Origin of the sequence: Hyphomicrobium sp. 99 (assembly GCF_000384335.2) — a bacterium.
Lineage (GTDB): Bacteria > Pseudomonadota > Alphaproteobacteria > Rhizobiales > Hyphomicrobiaceae > Hyphomicrobium_B.
This window is the reverse complement of the sequence record NZ_KQ031382.1, coordinates 1,819,764-1,840,277: the sequence shown is the minus strand read 5'-3', so window position 1 is coordinate 1,840,277 and position 20,514 is coordinate 1,819,764. Positions and strand designations below refer to the sequence as shown.

The following is a 20,514-nucleotide window of genomic DNA, read 5'->3' as shown; positions in this document are numbered from 1 at the left end:
TCTTTGAGCGTTGATAAAAATCAATTTTGGAAACGAAAAAAAGCATTCCAACAGCCGAAATTCCCGCCGCGGATCTTAGAATTTGGCAATTTTGTAGCGAAACAAGGTCACTGATGCGCTCACGCATCTCACGCGCCGCATCTTACCGATGATAGCCAAACCTTCAACTCGGCCGGATTGCCGATAGAGAGAGTTATTTCGCAAGGCGGGATATTCAGGATGAAATTATATTTCAATATTCGCGGCAATATTTATGCCGCCGAAAGACCACTAGCGCTGCGCCCGTTTCGGGCGTTCCTTATGTCCGGTACGATGCTAACGGCAATCGCGCTGCTTCCTGATGTGGCCTTGGCAACTGACGAGTGCGGCTCGATAGCAGCGACGAAGAATTGCACAAATCTCAACTACGTTCCCAACAATACCATTCCAACTCTTCAGAACGGCGGCATCGAATACACGCCGACGGGTGCGCAGAACCCCTTCACGCTCAACATAGGTAACGGAACAACGCCTACAGGTGTCGTCTCGCAAGACATTACTGGGGTGGCGAACCTAGCTGCCGCAGCGGCCCTCAATCGGCCAATTGCAGGTAACGGCGTGACGGTCGCAAACTATACGCTCGGGCTCGTTTCCGGCGGTGTGCCGACCGATGTGGTCGTCAACGTAAATCAGCTCGCCAGCATTAACGCTCAGCGCGACGGCGTATTTGTATGGACGGACGGCACGGGCAACGATGCCACGATCAACAACAGTGGCCTTGTAACCGCCGGCGGAGTCGGCCTCAACGCCGTTGCGGGCAATCCTCTTGCAAGTCCTACCGGCAGCGGAGACGCGAAGGTTACGAATAATGCCAACGCGGCGGTTCAGTCAGTTGGAAACTCAATCAACGTATGGTCGGAATCAGGGAATGCGACCGCCATCAATAACGGTACTTTGGTGTCAACCAACGGATCCGGCATCGTCACCACAGACTCGCTGACAGGTTTGGTGCCGACGGGCGGCAAGGCCACAGCGACGAACAATTTTGTGATCAATGCCAACAAGTCAGGCATCATTGTCGCGTCGCAGGGCACTGCGACCGGAACGAACTCCGCTACCGGCAATATCACCGCCACAAACGGTATTGGCATCTCGGCGCTTTCGATCGGCGCCGACGCGACGGCGACTAACGACGGCACTATCAAGGCGGGGGGGTCGGGATTGGTGGTTGGAGCCGCCACGACAGGCACTGCTACCAACACCCGTACAGTCACGGCGGGCGGCAGCGGCGCTATTGTATTATCGGGTGACAACTCCACAGTCACGAACAGCGGGACACTGACCGCTAACGGTGGTATCGGCGCATCCGCGACGTCCCTTAACGCCAATGCAGTTGCGACTGTCACGAATAGCGGAACGCTGACGTCCACGACAAACATCGGCGCGATCTCGACGTCGCTGGGCACTGGCGGCAATGCGGTTGTGACGAATTCGAAAACAATAAATGCGCAGACCGGCGGTGTTGTTGCGCTCGGCGCGAATGACGCGACCGTCACCAACACCGGCGGAACGATCACGACTGCCACCGGCACCGGCGTATCCGCCACCGCGCTCGGCAACGACTCGCGTGTCGACTCCGCGACGGGCACCGTCACTTCAAACAACGGCTCCGGCATCATCGCGCTTGCAGGACATGACGCTATAGTCAATTCCGGCACGGTCACGGCCACGAACGGCCTCGTCGGTGTGGCCGCCATTGGTGCCAACTCCGGTACGGCTACGCTCTCCGGCGATGTTGGCGGCGCGTCGTTCGGCGTCGCTGCCGGCAGCGGCGGCGCGGGTGACGCCACGATCCAAACGGCGGTGGGTGCCGACGTGGTTGTCAACGCTCAAGACGTCGGCCTGCTTGCAGTCGGAACCGGAACAGGCAACTCGGTCATCTCAGGCGATCACATCACGACCATCTCGCAGGGGACTGGCGTCGTCGGCTTGGCTTTGGGTGCCGGCAACGTCAACATCAGTGCGGGCCCTGTTACGGCCAACAACGGCGCCGGTATTTTCGGATTGGCGTTGGGCGGGGGCGTCACCATCAACGGCGACGGACCGATCACCGCAACCAATGGCGACGGCGCAACTGGTATTGCAATAAACGGCGCTTCCAACGTCACGACGAACCAACTCGTTACGGTAACGAACGGCAACGGCGTCACCAGCACCTCCATCGGCAATAACGCCACGGCCACCAACAACGACAAAGTCTCCGTGACCAACGGGCTCGTCGGCGTCAGCTCGCTGGCCATCGGCGGCGATGCCAACACAAACATCAACGCAGACATCACGGGGCCCGGACCGCTGGTGGGCGGCTCCGCAATCGGCACCAACGCCACAGTCACCGTGGCAGATAATACGACGGTGAATGCAACGGGCCTTGGTCTCAACGCTCTGTCAGCTGGCGGAGACGCCAAAATCCAAGGTGCGAATTCAATCGTAAACTCCGGCGGCGCGGGCGGCCTGTCCACGGCGCTCGGAGGAAACTCGACGATCGACCTCGGAGCCATCACCGCTGACAACGGATCGGCTGCGGTTTCAACAGCAATCGGCGGCGACTCAAACGTAACGACTCACGGCGCTGTCAAAGCCACCAACGGCAGCGGTCTGATCAGCACTGCGATTGACGGCAATGCGAATGCAACAAGCTATAACACCGTGAGTATATCGAACGGGCTTGCAGGTGTGGGCGCATTCGCGATTAACGGAGATGCGACGGCGACGAACAACGCCGAAGTCTCCGTGTCCAATGGCTTCGTCGGGGTTGGAGCCCTCTCAATCGGCGGCAATGCCACGGCGACGGCGAACGCCAACATCGATCCGCCGTTCATTGGGGTGTCTTCCTTCACCATCGGTTCCGGCACGGCACAGTCCAATGTCGCGAAAGGCGTAGCGGTGAGTGCTGACGGTATCGGTGTATTCGGCGGCAACATCGGCACGGGCGAAGTCGATATCAACGTTGGTAAAGACGCGACCGTCACAGCGACCCCCGGCTTCGGCGGCGTCGGCATCGCCGCCCTCAAGCTGGGCGACGGCAATGTCGCAATCGACGTCGGAGCGAACGCCTCCGTCACCGGCGACTCCTTCGGCGTCACAGCTCTGGCTGTCGGCCCAAGCGGCCACGACACCGTCAAGCTGACCAACAATGGCACGATCACGAATAGAACGGCCTTCATTCCCACGATCTTGTCGGTCACAGACGGAGGAACAGAGATCGACAACAACTCGGGGGCAACGATTAAAAACAGCGGTGGCCTGCCGTATAGTCCAATCATCGCTACGATCGGCGGCCAGCTCACCGTCAACAACTCCGGCGACTTAGTCGGATCAATCGCCGCACTGACGACGAACGGCGGCGATAACGTCATCAATAACAAGGATGGCGGCACCTGGACGACGTCCGGGCTGAACGCGTTCGCAACCGGCGGCGACAATGTCATCAACAACAATGCCGGAGGTCTGATCAACAGCGTTGGTCTGTCAGTGTTTGCATTTGCAAACGGCGGAACGAGCACCGTCAACAATAGTGGCGAGTTCAGGGTGAGTGGGACGACCAATTTTGTCGGTCTCGAAAACTTCAACAACGCAGGCGGTCGTCTCAACATGCAGGACGGCTCGATCACCGACTCCACCACCACGACGGGCAATTTCAATGGTGGCGCGGGCAGCAGGCTGGCGATCGATGCGAAGCTGGGAGCCAGCTCCGGGCTCTCCCTCTCCGACTTCCTCGGCGTCGGCGGCAACACCAACTCGGGAACGGCAGTCGAGATCAACGACACGATCCCCCACCAGGCCGGCGCATTCAATCGTGATGGCGTGATCTTCGCGCTGGTCGCTGGATCGACAGCAAGCGGCGACTTCTATGCCGCGAACGGCCCGATCGACAAAGGACTATTCTCGTACGACGTCTTCCTCAATCCTGACTTCAAAGGAGAGGGGTTTGATGCTTGGGTTATCGCCAGCACTCCGGACGCGACATTCTTCGAGCTGCCCTCCATCGTGACTGCGGCCCAGACGATGTGGCATCAGGCGAACGGCGTCTGGCTCGACCGCACTGCAGATCTGCGCACTACGCTAATAGATGGTTGCCCACAGGCAGCCAGCCTGAAAGATCCAAGCGGACCTTGCGCTCCGGGCCTCAAGTCGGCGGTTTGGGCAAAGGGCTGGGGCTTCAATCAGGATCGCGATACGAGCCAGTCGTTCGCGCTTTATGACCGGAGCTTCCACTACGGCATCGACACAAACCAGACTGGCTACGGCGTTGTCGGCGGCGTCGATCTTGTACGCTTCAGAGAAGCGACGGCGACTGGGACCAGTGCTTGGGTGTTCGGCGTCCTTGGCGGATACACCCACTCTGATCTCGACTTCTCGAAGTCGACGACCAACGTTGGCTTCGATGCCGGTACGGTGGGTGCCTACGCCACCTATCTCAACGGCGGCTGGTTCGTCGATAGTAAGTTCAGTGCCGATATCGGCACCGTGGACTATTCCAATTGGACAACTAACCTGAGCGCCAAAGACAACAGCAGCTTCGCGTCGTACGGCTTTACGATCGATAGCGGCTATAGGACGAACCTCGGCTTCGGCACATTCATCGAGCCGGGTGCAACTCTCTCTTATGTTCGCACCAACGTAGACTCGCTCAACCTTTATGGAACGGAAGTGAACTTCGATGACGGCGATAGTCTCCTCGGCCGCATCGGCGTTCGGGTAGGCACTGCATTCGTCCATTCGGCCTATCGTGTCGAGCCGTTCCTCGGTATGAGCGGTTTGTATGAATTCTTAGGCGATAACACCGCTTCACTGACCAGCAACGGCTTCAAGCTCTCAGCGAACGACAATACGACAGGTGCCCTGGGCGAAGTTTCTGGTGGTGTAAACCTGTTCACTTTGGACAACAGCGGCACCAGCGCCTTCGCGAAAGGCAATTTCCTTTTCGGCGAGGACGATCTCATCGGATACTCCGGACAGGTCGGAGTTCGCGTAGGTTGGTGATCGCTGGAACTGACCGAGACGGGGGTCGGCAAGGCCCCCGTTTCTCTTTTTATTTTCAAACCTCAAAGATTTAGCGGGAGTTTCGCCATGCCTCGACGCAATGCGCTCGTCGCACTCTTGGTTTTAGGTTCAACGTCGTTCGCCTTCGCTCAAGCGGAGCCCGCAAAAAAGGCGATGCTTCGGCCGGTAAAGGCGACGACTGAAAGCCCGATAAAGGAAACCAAGCAGACGATTGGCGACTGGGTCGTTGCTTGCGCTCAAAAAGACGGATCGCCCAAGACCTGTGCTTTGTCTCAAACTCTCTCGCAAACGCAAACCGGCCGCTTCTTGTCGTCACTATCCATCGGAAGAGATGCGAGCGGAAAAAGCATAGGAAACATCACTGCTCCGCTTGGGTTCGCAGTGAACAAGGGCGGCCAGCTTCAGATTGGCGACGCGTCGCCAATCACACTTGAATTCGTCACGTGTGTTGCCAATGGCTGCCTATCGATTGTGGAATTTTCCGCGACTGAAATTTCGGAGATGCAAGCGGCCAGCAAATTGCGCGTCACCATCGAGTCGCTCCAAAAGAAACCGGTAAACATCGAATTCTCGATGAACGGTTTTCCAAAGGCGTTGGCCGCATACGTCCAGGAAGTGAAGAATTAACGGATTTCTTCCGAGACACGGTTCGTCGTGTCTAAATTCCAGGAATTTAATGGTCGGAGCGAGAGGATTTGAACCTCCGGCCCCCAGTCCCCCAGGATGATCGTTTGAGCCTAAGTCACTGATTTGAATATCAGGTAGCTTTACTGAAACAACCGCCATTTGGCGGTAGATCTGGCGTTAACAGCCTCAATCTAAAATTTTTAGCTGGCTCATTTTTGGTTTTTTGCGTGGGCGAAGCGGATGCTCCTTCATGCCATCACCGGTGAGCTATTGCTCGTAGGGGGCCCCTGGTTGACGACGACGGCTGCGGCGAAGGGTTTGGACGCTTCGACGAGGGTTCCATTGCCGCCGGCCCTGAAGTTCGGAGGCCGGGATCCCTCCCGGCCTTAAACACAGGAGCGCGCTGTTTCTTAGCTGCCCCAGATGTCGTCGGAGCCGCTCTGAACCCAAATGTCCTCGGGTTTCGGAGCGGCGGCCGGCTGGCCGCGATTGATGGCCTTCTTCAGATCATCAAGGGCGTCGACATCGACGATGCCCTTGCCGCCGGACGCGTCGCCCATCCGCTTGCGCATCTGCTTGGTGAACTTCTCCGAGCCGGCATAGGCCTTGGCGTCTTCAAAGTGCGAGCGGGCATAGCGAACGTTCGACACCGACATGGCCGTCATGGCTTCAGAAAACGCTGCTTCATCGAGTCCGATGTTGGCGACGTTCGCTTGACGGATGCCCATGCGGGTGCCCTGCTGCGCCGAGGCGAGCCCGGCGCCCAAGAACAGGATCAGCCAACCCTTTTCCTGTCGGTCGGTGATCAAGGCCTCGATGCTTTCATAGGTGTGCTTCCGGCTCTGGTTCTCTTCGCCGTCTGTCACCACGACCAGGATCGCCTTCTCGCCATTGCTGGCCGCGAGCTTAGCGTCGATCTTGCTGATGCCGCGCCCGACCGCGTCGAGCAACGGGGTACCTGAACGGGGCACGAAGTCGGCGGCAGTGAGTTCCGGCGCATCGGCGATCTTGCCCTCGCGGATCGTGTCGATGGAGTTGGTATCAAAAATCACCAGCTCGAAATCGGCGTCCTTCAGCGTCGCGTCGGCTTTCGAGTCCTTCAGGTATTTGTTGACGGCGGTGATCGTCGCTTCGCGGCAGCTCGACATCGAGCCGGAGCGATCAAGAATCATGACGATGGTCGTGTTGCCGGTCGCGTCGGTCGTGCTCGTTTCGGTCATGCGGGTATCCTTTCAGGTTTCCCAGACGTCCTTCTTGCCAAGCACCCGATGGATGGCCGCGAGCTTCGTCTCCGTATCGACAAGACGCCTGCGGAGGCTCTGAATTGCGGCCTCCTCATGAGCGCCGAGCACGGCGGCCGGGTCGAGGTGCACTTCCTCACAGGCGATCAGGAATTGGCGCAGCGTCATTTCGGTGCTGCCGCTTTCCAGCCGCGAGTATTGGCTGTTGGACAATTCCATCGCCTCGGCGATGGCCGTTTGTGTCAGCCCCGACAACCGTCTGGCATCACTCAAGCGCTCGCGTATCTCGGCGAGGCGTTCATCGACGGTTTTGGACTTCGGTTGCTTCGACATGACTTGCATGTGATGCAACCATCGACTTGCGTCAAGTGCAACGCGTCGATTTTTTTTGTTTTTGGCCCCGTCATCGGCCTCAAGAGCGTGCAACTAGATCGTTGCCGCGGATTTTGCGGGTGGAAGAGACAGCTCTGCGGCCTGCCGTCAAATGGCGCGCCGAAAAGCGCTATGCTGATGAATTTTCGGTGAGACTTGGTTTGCATCGCCTGCACGGCGATGCGCTCGGATCATCGAGGAACCACCCACGCCGATGAAGCCTGAGTTGACTGAGGAGGAGAATTGAAAAAATTCACAGGCGCCCGCTGTAGAGCATCGCCTCGATTGCGGAGCGCCTTGGCGCTATACCCATGAAAAAGATTGGTCGGAGCGAGAGGATTTGAACCTCCGACCCCCAGTCCCCCAGACTGGTGCGCTAACCAGGCTGCGCTACGCTCCGATTTGGAAATCTCGATGGCCCCTTCAGCCTGAACGTCGCGTCAGGGAGGCCACCCGGTCGATCTGGCCGGTCGATCTGGGCGTTGGGTACCTGGAACGATCACCCCCGTCAAGGACGATGTACCCGGAAGGCCGTGTATCCCTGGTCTGTGAGGCCCGACCGCGGACCTTGGGTCGCGGGCCCGCGATGCGCCAGACCTCTTAACGACGATATTCGGGTAGCCGCTTCAGGATGTCGATGATCGGATTTTCGACCCAGGCGTGGGTCACGAGATCGCGATGCCGCACGTCGCCTCCCGGAACCACCGCGACGCCGCCGGTCGCCAGCCGCGTGTTTATCTGCGGGCTGACGTCGACGTCGTGCGCGGCGAGTATACCCTCGAACTGGGCGTTCTGATTGCGCGTGGAGCCAAGGTAGACGCTGACGAAGAATGCGGACGGGTCCGCCTCTATCCAATGAGCGAACTTGTCGAGGTCGCCATAGAGCGAGTCCAAAAGCACGACGCCGCGGACGCGCTTCTTCAGGCCGCCGCGCTCGATGGCAGACGCGGCCGCGACGTATCCGCCGCTATAGGCGACGACGATGACCGGCATGCTCGCAAACGTGCGGAGCGATTTGCGGTCCCCGTGCAGGCGCGCGAGTTGCTGTCCGGCCTCGCCGATGAAACGTCCGAAGACGCCGGGCTGCCAGAATTTGCCTGCGCTGGAGTCCGCTGCATCGACGGCAAGCTGAGGCGCAACGAGAACGACATTGGCGTTCGATGCCGAAATCTGATCCGGCACTTTCTGGCGCGCAAGCACGTCTCGCTGGAGCGTTGCGCCGTGGCCGTGAAAGAAGACCATCATCAACGCCGGGCGGCGGATATCGAAGCCCTTCGGAATGTGCAGAAGCACCCGATTATCGTTGTAGGTCTGATCTTCCCAATAGACGCGCCCCGACCCGGTCCGATGCCCCTTGCGGCCGTTTTCATCGACATTGAGGAACGGCGCGTTCGAACCCGGCATCGTTCCATGATACGGAAAGGGCGCGGTATCGAAGGGCACGAGCGCTGTTTTCGCGGTCTTGGTCGGGCCGCTTCTCGATTGAACTTGTGTTTTGGAGGGCGCGGCCGGGCTCTTGCCCGTCTTGGCTACTGCGCCAGCATCTGAAGCATTCAGCGTCCATGCGAGGCCTGCGCCGAGAGCTTGCGCAAGAAACGTCCGTCGCCCGCAGTTTGTGGTCGTCGGCGCCATGCGCTACGACACCCCGTCTTCATTCATTAGAATTGCGTTTACCCTCACGCAGAATAGTCCGCCGCGATTCGGCTATAAATCGATGAGTGGCTCTAAGGTCCAAAGTTGTTCAATTCGTGAGACCCGCCACCGTACGTAAAAGCGACGACATAATGCCCCACTGTGGGCATGGCGTGAACCGAACTCTCCGCGCAACGCGCTAGATGTATTTTAGCAACGGGCTTTTAACATGTTCTATCGGCAGTTGTTGCTCTACACCCGAGTCAATACTGTCCGTCGAATCGGCCACGGTTAAGCTCCTTCAATGACAACTGCCGCCAGCATCCGCGCACCGTCCTCGATCGCCCCTGGGCTCGACATCCGGACAGTTTCGACGGTTACAGCTACTGCTCTCGCTGTCGCCGACATGATCGGCATCGGCGTTTTCACTAGCCTCGGGTTTCAAGTCGCGAGCATTCCATCGGCGTTCTCAGTGCTGTTGCTCTGGGTCATCGGCGGCGTTGCAGCCCTTTGCGGCGCGCTTGCCTACGCGGAATTGGCAGCGGCTTTTCCGCGGTCGGGCGGCGAGTACAATTTTCTCTCCCGCATCTATCATCCGGCCATCGGCTTTCTTGCGGGATGGATATCGGCAACACTCGGTTTTTCTGCTCCGATCGCCCTCGCGGCGATGGCCTTCGGCGTCTACTTCAAAGCGATCATTCCCGACATCTCGCCGCTTTTTCTTGGGCTTGGCGTCGTTTGGATCGTGACGGCCATCCATCTCAGCGGCATCCAGCATTCGAGCAAGTTCCAGAACATCTCGACGATCATCAAAGGCGCTCTGATCCTCGCACTCATCATCGCGGGGCTCGCGTGCGGAACTCCGCAGCCCATTTCGTTCGCGCCGTCGGCAGACGACATGGGCTATATCGCGAGCGCGCCATTCGCGGTGAGCTTGGTGTTCGTGATGTATGCCTATTCCGGCTGGAACGCCGCGACGTATATCGCGGGTGAAATTCGCGAACCCTCCGTCAGTCTGCCACGTTCGATCGTTGCAGCGACCTTGATCGTCATCACGAGCTATGTCGCGCTCAATGCGGTGTTTCTATACACGACGCCGATCTCGGCGATGGCCGGCCAGCTCGACGTCGCACTCGTCGCCGGGAAGCACATTTTCGGCGAAATCGGCGGCCGGATCGTCGGCGGCCTGATCTGCATCGGCCTCGTTTCTTCCATCAGCGCCATGACCTGGATCGGCCCTCGCGTCACGATGGCGATGGGGAAGGATCATGCGATGCTTCGCGCTCTTTCGCACACGACGAGCGACGGCGTTCCGAGGGCGGCAATTCTATTGCAGCTCGGCATCGTCACCCTGTTGCTCATGACACAGAGCTTCGAGGCAATTCTCGACACGATCCAGTTCAGTCTCACGCTTTGCTCATTCCTCGCCGTGCTGGGCGTCATCGTGCTGCGCTGGACGTCACCCGATTTGCCGCGGCCGTACAGGACCTGGGGCTACCCGATCACGCCGCTGATATTCCTCGGTGTGACCGCTTTCATGATGTATTACCTCGTTGTCGAGCGTCCTCTGCAGTCGCTGGCTGGTCTTGCCATCATGCTGACGGGTTTGGCCGTTTATGCCATTTCCCATTGGCGTTTGATGAGTGATGCAAGACCTCAATAGGATTAAACATGGCTAGAATGCGCGTCACCGTTGCGATTGCCGCCGTAGTGGCCATTGCATCCTCAATCGTCGCCGTATCCGCACGCGCCGAGCCGAGCGCCAGCATCAACGATACGGCCCGCTTCATCGCGGGACTGCAGCCGTCGCCGGGCTCGCCTCTCGCCACTTACACGAACGACGGATACTGGAAGCAGTACGCGCAAAGCTTCGACTCGGCCTGGGAGGGTCTCGAAAGGCGCCAGCTGTCGAAGATCCGCGCCATGGTCTCGCGCGATTTCAATAACCGGCAGTCGGTGCTGTTCTACCTCTTCAGCGGGCCGGACTTCCTTTACGCGGACGCATTCTTTCCATCGGCCGATACCTATGTAATGGCGGGCCTCGAGCCTCCGGGCCAAATTCCGGATCTGCGGAAGTTCTCGCGCGGCGAAATCGCAAGCTCGCTTCGCGGCCTTCGGTCGTCGTTGGACTCGGTGATGAGCTACAGCTTCTTCCGGACAAAATCGATGCGCATCGATTTCAGCCGCGCGAAGCTCAACGGCACGATCCCTGTGTTGATGACGTTCCTCGCACGCTCGGGCAAGACGATCTACGACATCTCGCTGTTCGATCTTCAGAGCGACGGCACGCTGCATCCGGTCGAAGAGAATATTGCGAACCCGACCGGCAAGGGCGCGAAGATCATTTTCTCCGATCCGAACGTCGGCAAGAAACGCACGCTTTATTATTTCAGCACTGACTTGTCGGACAGCGGCATCAAGACGAGCGGCTTCCTGACGTTCGGCGACAAGCTCGGGCATGGCGACGCCTTCCTCAAGAGCGCGTCGTATCTGATGCACTCCGATAATTTCTCGACTGTTCGCGACTTCCTGCTTTCGCACAGCGTGTCGCTGCTTCAAGACGACTCGGGCATCCCGGTGCGTTTCTTCGCGCAGGGGTGGCAGCTTCATCCATATGGCCGTTACGTCGGTCCGATAGACCTTTTCGCCGGCCAATATCAGGGGAAGCTCAAAGAGGTTTTCGCGAAGGAAAAATCGACACCGATCGATTTCAGCCTCGGGTATCGTTGGCGGCCGATGGAGTCGAACATCCTGCTTGCCGTCAAAGATCCGTCAGCGACCGCATTCGAGTCGGAGCCTGTGGCCGCTGGGAAGAAGAGCGGAGTCGAGGCTTCTGGTTCTAAGCCCAAGGTCGAGGCCAAGGCCGATACGCCGTCACGTCCACGGTACCGTCGCCACAAGCAGCAGACCGTCAGCAATCCGTTCCAGATATTCGGCTACTCGCCCTGATCGCGCGTACGTTTCCGGTTTATGATCGTTGCGGGATAAACCCGTCGAGGTCATCCGCCGGAAACGAAAGCACGTCGATTTTTTCCGGAAGGCGTTCGGCTGCGATAGCCGCGACGTAACTCTCGCCGACGTCGAGAAGTCTGACCTCCATGGCGTCCCTAGCGCCGTGCGGCTGGCTTCGTGCTTTGCTGCCGACAACGCCCTCTTCCGTCAGCAGCCGGCCGATGCCAATGCCGAGCGCTTTGGCGGCCGCTTCGAGACGTACCCAGGCCTTCATGACGTCCGTATCGAGGATCGGAGAGAGTTGCCGATCAGAACCAATCCGCTCAGCGGCGGCGATGATCCGCTGCCGCCGGTCGCCGGACATTTTGATGCTGCGCTCTTTTCTTTCGAGGTCGACACCGACCGGCGCGTTCTTCGATACCGCGATGAGAGCTGCTTCGCCGGTGTGCGAGACGTTGAACCCCGGAGATCCTGCGGGGAGCTTCGGTCGCCCTCCAGGTTCAATCTCGAAGTCGACTTGCCGGATGCCTGGACCGCCCGCGCGTTCCAGCACGATGCGAGTTGCGATGCGTGCATTACGCCAGAGCCGCCGTCCTTCACCGTCACCGGACATGGACGCGACGCGGTTGTGATCGGATACAGAAAGGCGGGGCGTCGCCTTTTCCTCGGCATCCAGGAGCGATGCCGATTTGGCCAGATCGACGAAGAATACTTCGAGATCGCTCACGGCTGCGAGACGCGACGGCATATTTGTTTCTGCCGCGCCTCGATCCTTATGACCGGCCTGCACGCGGTTTCTTCAAGTCGCCGTTTTCAACGGCGTTGAGGGGCTGACCAAGGAGTATGGCGCGTGCGATTTCGAGTTCGCGAATTGCGGTCAGGATCTGAACCTTTGCCGGTACGGGGCTCTCGTCCCGGGCATTGGTCTGCTGTTCGGCTGCTGCAGCCTTCGCGACCGGCTTGCGTCCGCGCTTGCGGGCGGCGGGTTCGGCCGGCGTTGCAGCCTGCGCCGCCGCTACGCGATGCGCTGCTGCCTTGACCTGATCGACGCCATGCTCGCGCAGAATTTTTTGGACGCCGCGTATCGTGTAGCCTTCCGCATGAAGCAAGGCGCGGATGCCGCGCAGAAGCTCCATATCCTCCGGCCGATAGTAGCGGCGGCCGCCGCCACGTTTCATCGGACGGATTTGCGGGAACCTTCCCTCCCAAAAGCGCAGGACATGCTTCGGGATTTGCAGCTCGTCAGCCACTTCTCCGATCGTGCGAAATGCCTCCGCCGACTTGTTCATGAATCATCGCCCTCGCGCATGCCCGCATGTTTGGCGATTGAACGCTCAGTTCGATCGCGATGCAATCGGTTCTCAGCGCTTCGCGTGACCTTTGTTGATACGGTCTTTCATAATGTTCGATGGGCGGAAAACCAGAACGCGTCGTGGCGTGATAGGGACTTCCTCGCCCGTCTTCGGATTGCGCCCGACCCGCTGGCCTTTTTGGCGGATACCGAACGAGCCGAAGGACGATAGCTTCACCGCATCGCCTTCCGCCAAGCTTCCCGAAATCTCATCGAGCACGCGCTCAACGAGGTCCTGGCTCTCATTGCGCGGCAACCCAACTTTTTCAACGACGGCTTCCGCAAGATCGGCCCGCGTCAACGTCTTGCCCACCATCTCGTTCTCCCAGCCCAAGCATCTGCTCCAGCGCGCGATGGTAGCGGCGGTTGGTCGCGGGGTCAACGGGAGGAGCTAACAAGCAACTGAAAAAGCACGACTTTCTACGCTGCAGCGCACCAATTTGGTTACCAGCGGGCGAGGACGGCGCCCCATGTGAAGCCTCCGCCCATGGCCTCCATCAGGATCAGGCTGCCTTCCTTGACCCGGTGGGCCTCGAACGCGTCGTTCAGTGCCAACGGGATTGACGCCGCCGAGGTATTGCCGTGCCGATCGAGCGTCATCACGATCTTCTCGGGGGCGACGCCCAGCTTTTTGGCGATCCCGTCGAGAATGCGCTTGTTGGCCTGATGGGGAATGAACAGGTCGATCTCGTCCGGAGCATAACCGGTTTCGACGAGGGTCTCTTCGATGACGCCGGAAATCTTCTGAACTGCGTGCCGGAACACCTCGCGGCCGTTCATACGCACGTGGCCGACGGTCTTCGTCGATCCTGGGCCACCGTCGACGTAGAGCATGTCCTCGAAGCGGCCGTCCGAGCGAAGTTTCGTTGCGAGAATTCCCCGATCGTCGCGCGCGCCGTGCTGCGTCTGCGCCTCGAGCACGACAGCGCCCGCGCCGTCGCCGAAGAGCACGCAGGTCGAACGGTCCGACCAATCGAGAATGCGCGAGAAGGTTTCGGCGCCGATGACGAGGGCGCGTTTTGATTGCCCGGTCTTGAGGAAGTTGTCGGCGATGGTCAAAGCGTAGACGAAGCCCGAGCACACCGCCTGGACGTCGAAGGCAGCGCCCTTGGTAACGCCGAGCATCGACTGAATTTTCACCGCCGTCGCGGGAAACGTTCGATCGGGTGTCGCGGTGGCGCAGATGATGAGATCGATATCGATCGGATCGATCCCTGCCCGGACCAAAGCTTGCTTGGCGGCAGCGGCGCCGAGATCGGATGTCAGCTCATTTTCATCGGCGATGTGGCGCGTGACGATGCCGGATCGCTCTCGGATCCATTCGTCACTCGTATCGACGATTTTTGCGAGGTCATTGTTGGTCACGACGCGTTTGGGAAGATGCGCGCCGACGCCACGGATGACGGAGCGAAGGACTGCCAATTCTATGCCTTTCCGAGCGGAGTACCGGTTGCGCCTTGCGGCTGCGAACCGCCGCCAGCAGCCGAAAGCCTATGATGAAAACTGTCGATATCCGCCGTCAGGCGCGCGATCAGTCCGGAATCGGCCATCTCGTACGCAAGATCAACGGCGCTCGCAAATCCAAAGGCATCCGTGCCGCCGTGGCTCTTCACCGCAATGCCGTTGAGGCCGAGGAACGTGCCGCCATTGACGCGGCGTGGATCCATTTTGTCTTTCAGTACGCGGAAACCACCTTGCGCGAGGAAGGCGCCGATCTTGCTCAGCACAGAACTCGTCATCGCGGCGCGGAGATAGGCGCCGATCTGCTTGGCCGTGCCCTCGGCGGTCTTCAGTGCGATGTTTCCGGCGAAGCCTTCGACGACAAGAACATCGACCGTGCCGCGGCCGATCTGATCGCCTTCCACGAAGCCCTTATATTCGAGCGGCAGGGCATCGACGGACTTCAGCAGCGCGTGCGCGGCCTTCACGTCCTCGTTGCCCTTCATTTCTTCAGTGCCGACGTTCAGCAGACCGACGGACGGCCTTTCGATGTGGAACACGGCGCGCGCCATCGCGGCGCCCATCAGCGAAAAATCAGCGAGCTGGCCCGAGGTCGCGCCGATGTTGGCGCCGACGTCGAGCACGATGCATTCCGATTTTATGGTCGGCCAGATGGCTGCGATGGCCGGGCGTTCGATGCCGGCGATCGGCCGAAGCACGAGTTTGGCGATAGCCATCAGGGCGCCGGTGTTTCCGGCCGAGACCGCTGCGTCTGCCTGACCCAACTTCACGGCTTCAAGCGGCAGCCACATGCTGGAGCCCTTGCCGCGCCGCAGGGCCTGGCTCGGCTTCTCGTCCATGGCGATCACGTGATCGGTATGGACGACCCGCGACTTCGCTCGAAGCGCCGCGTGCTGGGCAAGCGCGGCTTCGATACGGGGCTGGTTGCCGTACAGGATGAAACTCAGCGCAGGTTGACGCTCGAGAGACAATGCGGCTCCGGGGATCACAACCTCCGGACCGTGATCGCCACCCATTGCGTCGAGTGCAATAGTCTTTGGACTCGCCATTTCTTGTCGATTGCCGTTGACGTCGTATTGGCACAGAGGAGTAGTGCCAGACCCGGCATGGGTCTATCTGTCCCCGAAATTCGGCGAGACCATAGCCTTTTGAGGCTCGCCCACAAGGCGAAATCGCGCCTCGTGACAGAAGCACTCACATCTTCCGGTTTTCGCTTGACTTTTTCTCCACATACGACCGCCGGATAGGGTGGCGTACCGCCCCCCCAGCCTTATCGGATGCCCGATATCACCGGTCCGTCTTGAGCTTGGACAAGGCTGCGAAGGGGCTCACCTTTTCGGGCTCGGCTGCCTTTGGGTCCTGCCAATTGAACTCGGCGTCGGGTCGGCGCGGATAGGGATCGAGGGAAGCTGACAACGTCTCGTAGACGATCCGTCCAACGGGAATGACGCCGTGCTCGAGCAATTCGACGTCGGCGACACCGAGGATGCTGGCTTCCTCCTCCTCACCTTCCGGGGCGTCAACCGAGGGGAAGAATTCGACCTCGTAATTGGCGTTTACATTGCCGCTGACGGGCTCAAGTGACACCACGCACGCCTGCTCCACGACTGCCACGACCGTGCCGCGCAGCCGGTAGCCATCTCCGGCAATCGCGTTGATGCGATAGTGCGTGGAAAGGCTGCCGACTTTCAGGATATCGAGAGCCTGCGCAATGGCTTGGCACTCCGCGGGCGTCGCCTCGCGTTCGCGCTGCAATCCACCTGCCGGAATGTCCGTCGATTTTTCGATCCAATTCAATTGGTCAGTCACGTCGTTGATACCTTGCGTTTTGGTGTGGCGGAGGCGAGCAGCCGGCTCGCAATTCCATCTTTCACGAATACATCGAATGCGTGGTCCGATAGAGCCGATGAAGCGGCCTGCATATAGACCGCAAGTGCGGTGGCGTCCCCTTCCCGGTCCTCTGAGCCTCCAAAAACATAGCCGCGAAGGGTTTTGGAAAGCTGAGGGCTTCCGCCCTCGGCCAAGCCGTTGCGGTAACTTGCGGCGCGCTCGTAAAAGGCTGCCGCTGCCCGCTTAACCTTCTTCGGCACCGTTAGATCCCCCACCCCCATCTCGCGCATGCAATCGTCCATATCGACGACGAATGTTTCAATCGTCCGCCGGGCCAGCTGTTCTGCGGCGGCTCCCTTACCGCGCAGGACCTCAAGCGCCAGAAAAAGATGGAGCGCGACCAGCTCGAACCGGCCTTCCGGTGTGTCCGGGACGCCGAGGTGGCCGTAAAAAGCCGGTTGCCGCGCCGCGGTCACGACGCTGCCATAAAGCTCTTCTGCTTTGCGGCTCATATCGGCTCGCTGCGTCAGCCATCGCAACATCGTTGGGGTCCTCGGTTAGCAGCATGAGCAGAACAAATGTCTGGGGATCATACCGGGCGGCCACGGGGGCGCGCAGTTGCCGGCTTTTCACGCACAATCTAAACACTCGTCGGCGATAGGGCGAAGAGATTCGCGCCAATGAAAGTTCAAATGAGACAGCACGGCCAAAGAAGTCGGCATTTAACCGCGATATTCCGATCGGGCTTATTGGCCTCGGCGGTCGTCGCGTCAACCGTCATGCTGGCTGCGTGCGGCACGCCAACGATCACCAAACACGGTCAGCAGTTCCGGGCAACGGACCTGCAGTCCGTCCAGGCCGGGATGAGCCAGGATCAGGTGCGCACGGCGCTTGGCACTCCTGCGACCACTGCCGTGGTCGGCGACGGGCGAGCCTTCTATTACATATCGAGCACCGACAGTCAGAAGTCGTTTTTCCTTCCGACCGAGACCGATAGGCAAGTGGTGGCCGTTTATTTCAATCAAGGCGGCACGGTCGACAGCATTGCCAATTACGGACTGAAAGACGGAAAGATCTTCGATTTCATCGGCCGGAAGACGCCGGCTCCTGGCGGCAAGGACGAGGGCATCCTGAAGGCGCTCTTCCGCAACCTCGGCAAGCAGCAGCTCTTCGGCGGCGGCTGAGAAAGCCATTTGTTAGCCTGATCCGGTTCGTCGTTTAATCGACAGGAATTGCCATAGTTTACCAACCGCGGCGCCGCGCTTGAAACGGCGCCGTGGAAGAAGCAGATTCACCCAGCGCCGGCGCCTCGTTCCATGGTCGGCCCTCAACGCAATCGCGCCGGGGTAGCAAATGACTGGATACATCGAAGTTGGCTTCATGGTTTTCCTGGCGGACGGCAAGGACGGCATTGGCGCCGTCCGCGAAGTCACGCCAACCTCAATCGTCATTTACGTGGAGAACGCCGGAGAGTTCGTCTTGCCGCGATCGGCGGTGAAAGATGTGCACTCGGAAAAGGTGCTTCTGAAGCCCGAACTTCTCGACAAGCGCTTACTCAAAGCCATTGGGCACGAGCACGACAGCGAAGATCCGAATCTGGTGGGGTAGCCCTGCTCTCTTCGTCGGGCAAAAAATAAAAAGGCCCCGGAGTTCGCTCCGGGGCCTTCGACGTTTCAGGCGCGTCGCCGATTACCAGTGCGCGAGCACGGCGAGCAGCAGGAGCGCCACGATGTTGGTGATCTTGATCGCCGGGTTGACGGCTGGACCGGCCGTATCCTTGTAGGGATCGCCGACCGTATCGCCGGTTACGGATGCCTTGTGGGCTTCCGAACCCTTCATGTGCTTGACGCCGTCCTTGTCGACGAAGCCGTCCTCGAAGCTCTTCTTGGCGTTGTCCCAGGCGCCGCCGCCCGACGTCATGGAGATGGCGACGAAGATGCCGGTGACGATGACGCCCAACAGCATCGCTCCGACCGCGGAGAATGCCGCGCCTTTGCCCGCAATCGCGTTGACGACGACGAACAGCACGATTGGCGAGAGAACCGGAAGCAACGACGGCACGATCATTTCCTTGATCGCTGCACGCGTCAGCAAGTCGACGGCGCGGGCGTAGTCGGGCTTGGACGTGCCCTTCATGATGCCGGGGTTCGCCTTGAACTGACGGCGCACCTCTTCGACGATCGAGCCCGCCGCGCGGCCGACAGCCGTCATGGCGAGACCGCCGAACAGGAACGGGATGAGACCACCGAGCAGGAGGCCGGCGACGACGTAGGGATTGTCGAGGCCAAAGTTCACCTGCACGTCCTTGAAGAACTGGTAGCCCGTCGCGCCGGGAGCGTTGCCCTCGGCGATGAAGTGCTGCAGGTCGTAATTGTAGGCGGCGAAGAGCACGAGGGCGCCGAGACCGGCTGATCCGATCGCGTAGCCTTTCGTGACGGCCTTCGTCGTGTTGCCAACGGCGTCGAGTGCGTCAGTCGAGCGGCGTACTTCCTTCGGAAGACCGGCCATCTCGGCAATGCCACCGGCGTTGTCCGTCACCGGACCGAAGGCGTCGAGGGCAACGATCATGCCGGCAAGACCGAGCATGGTCGTCGTCGCGATCGCCGTGCCGAAGAGACCGCCGAGCTTATAGGTCGCGATGATGGCGGCGACGATTGCGATCGTCGGGAGCGCGCAGGCTTCAAGAGAGACTGCGAGACCCTGGATCACGTTGGTGCCGTGTCCGGTAACGGACGCCTGGCTGATCGACCTCACCGGACGGTATCCGATGCCGGTGTAGTATTCGGTGATCCAGACGATGAGGCCTGTCAGCGCCAAGCCGACGAGACCGCAGAGGAACAGGTTCCAGCCGGAAATGGTCTGTCCAGCTGCCGTACCGACGTCTCCGAAACCGCCGAGCACATATTCAGTGGCAACGTAGAGACCGAGTATCGACAAAACCGCCGATGCGATCACGCCGCGATAGAGCGCGCCCATGATCGAACCGTTGGTGCCGAGCTTCACGAAGTAGGTGCCGACGATGGAGGTCACGATGCAGGCCGCACAAATGGCGAGCGGATAAAGCATCAAGGCGCCGAGGTTTGGCTGACCAGCAAAGAAGATAGCGGCCAGAACCATCGTCGCGACGACCGTCACGGCGTAGGTTTCGAAGAGGTCCGCCGCCATGCCCGCGCAGTCGCCGACGTTATCGCCGACGTTATCGGCGATGGTTGCGGGATTGCGTGGATCGTCTTCGGGGATGCCGGCTTCGACCTTGCCGACGAGATCGCCGCCGACGTCCGCACCTTTCGTGAAGATGCCGCCGCCGAGACGGGCGAAGATCGAGATGAGCGAGGCGCCGAAGCCCAACGAGACGAGCGCGTCGACGACGTCCCGGCTACCTGCTTCCTTGCCAAGTCCTGCCGTCAGGAATGCGTAGTAGACAGCGACGCCGAGCAGCGCCAAGCCAGCAACCAAAAGGCCGGTGATGGCACCGGCCTTAAAGGCGATATCGAGCCCCTTGGCGAGCGAGACGGTTGCCGCCTGAGCGGTTCGAACGTTGGCCCGGACCGACACGTTCATGCCGATGAAGCCGGCAAGACCCGAGAGCACCGCGCCGATCAAAAATCCAAATGCCTGAAGCGGCCCCAGAAGCAGCCACGCCAATACGAAAATCACGACGCCGACGATGCCGATCGTGCGGTACTGTCTATTGAGATAGGCCTGCGCCCCTTCGCGGACGGCGGCCGCGATTTCCTGCATCCGGGCATTGCCCTGGTCGGCACTCAGCACGTTTTTCGCGGTTATAAATGCGTAGAGAATCGACAACGCCCCGCAGGCGATGATCCCCCAAAGTATATTGCTCATTGAGTGGTCCCTTTTGGCACGCTTCCATCGAGGTCCGTTCGATCAGACCCGCATTCCAGGTGCTTTCAGGCGCTGCCGAAACAGCATCCCGCCCCCGGCATTTTGCTCTCTCAATATTGCGTTGTCGGCAGAGAGCCGCGCGGACCATGCCAAAAGTGT

General features: G+C 59.9%; 17 protein-coding genes and 1 tRNA gene. 6 read left to right on the top strand and 12 right to left on the bottom strand.

Annotated features, from left to right (window positions below; all coding sequences use genetic code 11):
* Positions 1–219 precede the first annotated feature (219 nt).
* Together G359_RS19675 and G359_RS08820 are read left to right on the top strand one after the other, a co-directional pair.
* The gene (locus G359_RS19675; protein ID WP_052699271.1) at positions 220–5,022 is read left to right on the top strand and encodes a beta strand repeat-containing protein; all 4,803 of its coding nucleotides are present in this window, start codon (positions 220–222) and stop codon (positions 5,020–5,022) included.
* Between the two features lie 87 nt (positions 5,023–5,109).
* Entirely contained in the window at positions 5,110–5,670 is a 561-nt protein-coding gene (locus tag G359_RS08820; RefSeq protein WP_045835822.1) for an invasion associated locus B family protein, read from the top strand.
* A gap of 410 nt (positions 5,671–6,080) precedes the next feature.
* Here G359_RS08820 and G359_RS19670 read toward each other — a convergent pair whose 3' ends face one another.
* The 4 genes from G359_RS19670 to G359_RS08800 form a co-directional block, all read right to left on the bottom strand.
* Positions 6,081–6,890 (bottom strand): vWA domain-containing protein, encoded by an 810-nt coding sequence (locus G359_RS19670; RefSeq protein ID WP_052699270.1) that lies wholly within the window; start codon positions 6,888–6,890, stop codon positions 6,081–6,083.
* A gap of 12 nt (positions 6,891–6,902) precedes the next feature.
* A complete protein-coding gene (locus G359_RS08810) occupies positions 6,903–7,244 on the bottom strand; it encodes a helix-turn-helix domain-containing protein (protein ID WP_197077555.1) in 342 nt (113 codons plus the stop codon).
* Positions 7,245–7,605: 361 nt separating this feature from the next.
* Positions 7,606–7,683 (bottom strand) — tRNA-Pro (locus tag G359_RS08805).
* Between the two features lie 200 nt (positions 7,684–7,883).
* Positions 7,884–8,915: an alpha/beta hydrolase gene (locus tag G359_RS08800; RefSeq protein ID WP_045835820.1), complete on the bottom strand. Its 1,032-nt coding sequence runs from the start codon at positions 8,913–8,915 to the stop codon at positions 7,884–7,886.
* 304 nt (positions 8,916–9,219) lie between these two features.
* Here G359_RS08800 and G359_RS08795 point away from each other — a divergent pair, with 304 nt between their 5' ends.
* Positions 9,220–10,578, top strand: coding sequence for an APC family permease (locus G359_RS08795; RefSeq protein WP_045835819.1), 1,359 nt, complete (start codon positions 9,220–9,222; stop codon positions 10,576–10,578).
* 8 nt (positions 10,579–10,586) lie between these two features.
* A complete protein-coding gene (locus G359_RS08790) occupies positions 10,587–11,864 on the top strand; it encodes a hypothetical protein (RefSeq protein ID WP_052699269.1) in 1,278 nt (425 codons plus the stop codon).
* A 19-nt stretch (positions 11,865–11,883) separates the two neighbouring features.
* On the opposite strand, the gene G359_RS08785 is transcribed toward G359_RS08790, so the two are convergent.
* The 7 genes from G359_RS08785 to G359_RS08755 form a co-directional block, all read right to left on the bottom strand.
* Positions 11,884–12,657 (bottom strand): 4'-phosphopantetheinyl transferase family protein, encoded by a 774-nt coding sequence (locus G359_RS08785; RefSeq protein ID WP_245279968.1) that lies wholly within the window; start codon positions 12,655–12,657, stop codon positions 11,884–11,886.
* Positions 12,641–13,156 carry a MerR family transcriptional regulator gene (locus tag G359_RS08780; RefSeq protein ID WP_045835816.1) on the bottom strand — a complete coding sequence of 172 codons (516 nt, stop codon included), beginning with the start codon at positions 13,154–13,156 and terminating at the stop codon, positions 12,641–12,643. Before G359_RS08780 ends, G359_RS08785 begins: the two co-directional genes overlap by 17 nt.
* 72 nt (positions 13,157–13,228) lie before the next feature.
* A complete protein-coding gene (locus G359_RS08775) occupies positions 13,229–13,534 on the bottom strand; it encodes an integration host factor subunit alpha (RefSeq protein ID WP_045835815.1) in 306 nt (101 codons plus the stop codon).
* A 128-nt stretch (positions 13,535–13,662) separates the two neighbouring features.
* Complete coding sequence (locus G359_RS08770) at positions 13,663–14,640, bottom strand: beta-ketoacyl-ACP synthase III (RefSeq protein ID WP_045835814.1); 978 nt, start codon at positions 14,638–14,640, stop codon at positions 13,663–13,665.
* Between the two features lie 2 nt (positions 14,641–14,642).
* Complete coding sequence (gene plsX / locus G359_RS08765; RefSeq protein WP_045835813.1) at positions 14,643–15,728, bottom strand: phosphate acyltransferase PlsX; 1,086 nt, start codon at positions 15,726–15,728, stop codon at positions 14,643–14,645.
* Positions 15,729–15,966: 238 nt separating this feature from the next.
* Positions 15,967–16,488 (bottom strand): YceD family protein, encoded by a 522-nt coding sequence (locus G359_RS08760; protein ID WP_045835812.1) that lies wholly within the window; start codon positions 16,486–16,488, stop codon positions 15,967–15,969.
* The gene (locus G359_RS08755; RefSeq protein ID WP_245279967.1) at positions 16,485–17,021 is read right to left on the bottom strand and encodes a ubiquinol-cytochrome C chaperone family protein; all 537 of its coding nucleotides are present in this window, start codon (positions 17,019–17,021) and stop codon (positions 16,485–16,487) included. The genes G359_RS08760 and G359_RS08755 overlap by 4 nt, the downstream gene beginning before the upstream one ends.
* A gap of 237 nt (positions 17,022–17,258) precedes the next feature.
* On the opposite strand from G359_RS08755, the gene G359_RS08750 reads away from it, so the two are divergent.
* Positions 17,259–17,693 (top strand): outer membrane protein assembly factor BamE, encoded by a 435-nt coding sequence (locus tag G359_RS08750; RefSeq protein WP_245279966.1) that lies wholly within the window; start codon positions 17,259–17,261, stop codon positions 17,691–17,693.
* Between the two features lie 169 nt (positions 17,694–17,862).
* A complete protein-coding gene (locus G359_RS08745; RefSeq protein WP_045835810.1) occupies positions 17,863–18,117 on the top strand; it encodes a hypothetical protein in 255 nt (84 codons plus the stop codon).
* Between the two features lie 81 nt (positions 18,118–18,198).
* Here G359_RS08745 and G359_RS08740 read toward each other — a convergent pair whose 3' ends face one another.
* Complete coding sequence (locus G359_RS08740; protein ID WP_045835809.1) at positions 18,199–20,355, bottom strand: sodium-translocating pyrophosphatase; 2,157 nt, start codon at positions 20,353–20,355, stop codon at positions 18,199–18,201.
* Between the last annotated feature and the right edge of the window lie 159 nt (positions 20,356–20,514).

What these genes read in the sequence shown, in the direction of transcription:
- G359_RS08780 (WP_045835816.1), bottom strand. Translation starts at nt 13,156, where the DNA reads ATGAACAAGTCGGCGGAGGCATTTCGCACGATCGGAGAAGTGGCTGAC.
- G359_RS08775 (WP_045835815.1), bottom strand. Translation starts at nt 13,534, where the DNA reads ATGGTGGGCAAGACGTTGACGCGGGCCGATCTTGCGGAAGCCGTCGTT.
- G359_RS08810 (WP_197077555.1), bottom strand. Translation starts at nt 7,244, where the DNA reads ATGTCGAAGCAACCGAAGTCCAAAACCGTCGATGAACGCCTCGCCGAG.
- G359_RS08820 (WP_045835822.1), top strand. Translation starts at nt 5,110, where the DNA reads ATGCCTCGACGCAATGCGCTCGTCGCACTCTTGGTTTTAGGTTCAACG.
- G359_RS08790 (WP_052699269.1), top strand. Translation starts at nt 10,587, where the DNA reads ATGGCTAGAATGCGCGTCACCGTTGCGATTGCCGCCGTAGTGGCCATT.
- plsX (WP_045835813.1), bottom strand. Translation starts at nt 15,728, where the DNA reads ATGGCGAGTCCAAAGACTATTGCACTCGACGCAATGGGTGGCGATCAC.
- G359_RS19670 (WP_052699270.1), bottom strand. Translation starts at nt 6,890, where the DNA reads ATGACCGAAACGAGCACGACCGACGCGACCGGCAACACGACCATCGTC.
- G359_RS08755 (WP_245279967.1), bottom strand. Translation starts at nt 17,021, where the DNA reads ATGAGCCGCAAAGCAGAAGAGCTTTATGGCAGCGTCGTGACCGCGGCG.
- G359_RS19675 (WP_052699271.1), top strand. Translation starts at nt 220, where the DNA reads ATGAAATTATATTTCAATATTCGCGGCAATATTTATGCCGCCGAAAGA.
- G359_RS08740 (WP_045835809.1), bottom strand. Translation starts at nt 20,355, where the DNA reads ATGAGCAATATACTTTGGGGGATCATCGCCTGCGGGGCGTTGTCGATT.
- G359_RS08795 (WP_045835819.1), top strand. Translation starts at nt 9,220, where the DNA reads ATGACAACTGCCGCCAGCATCCGCGCACCGTCCTCGATCGCCCCTGGG.
- G359_RS08800 (WP_045835820.1), bottom strand. Translation starts at nt 8,915, where the DNA reads ATGGCGCCGACGACCACAAACTGCGGGCGACGGACGTTTCTTGCGCAA.
- G359_RS08745 (WP_045835810.1), top strand. Translation starts at nt 17,863, where the DNA reads ATGACTGGATACATCGAAGTTGGCTTCATGGTTTTCCTGGCGGACGGC.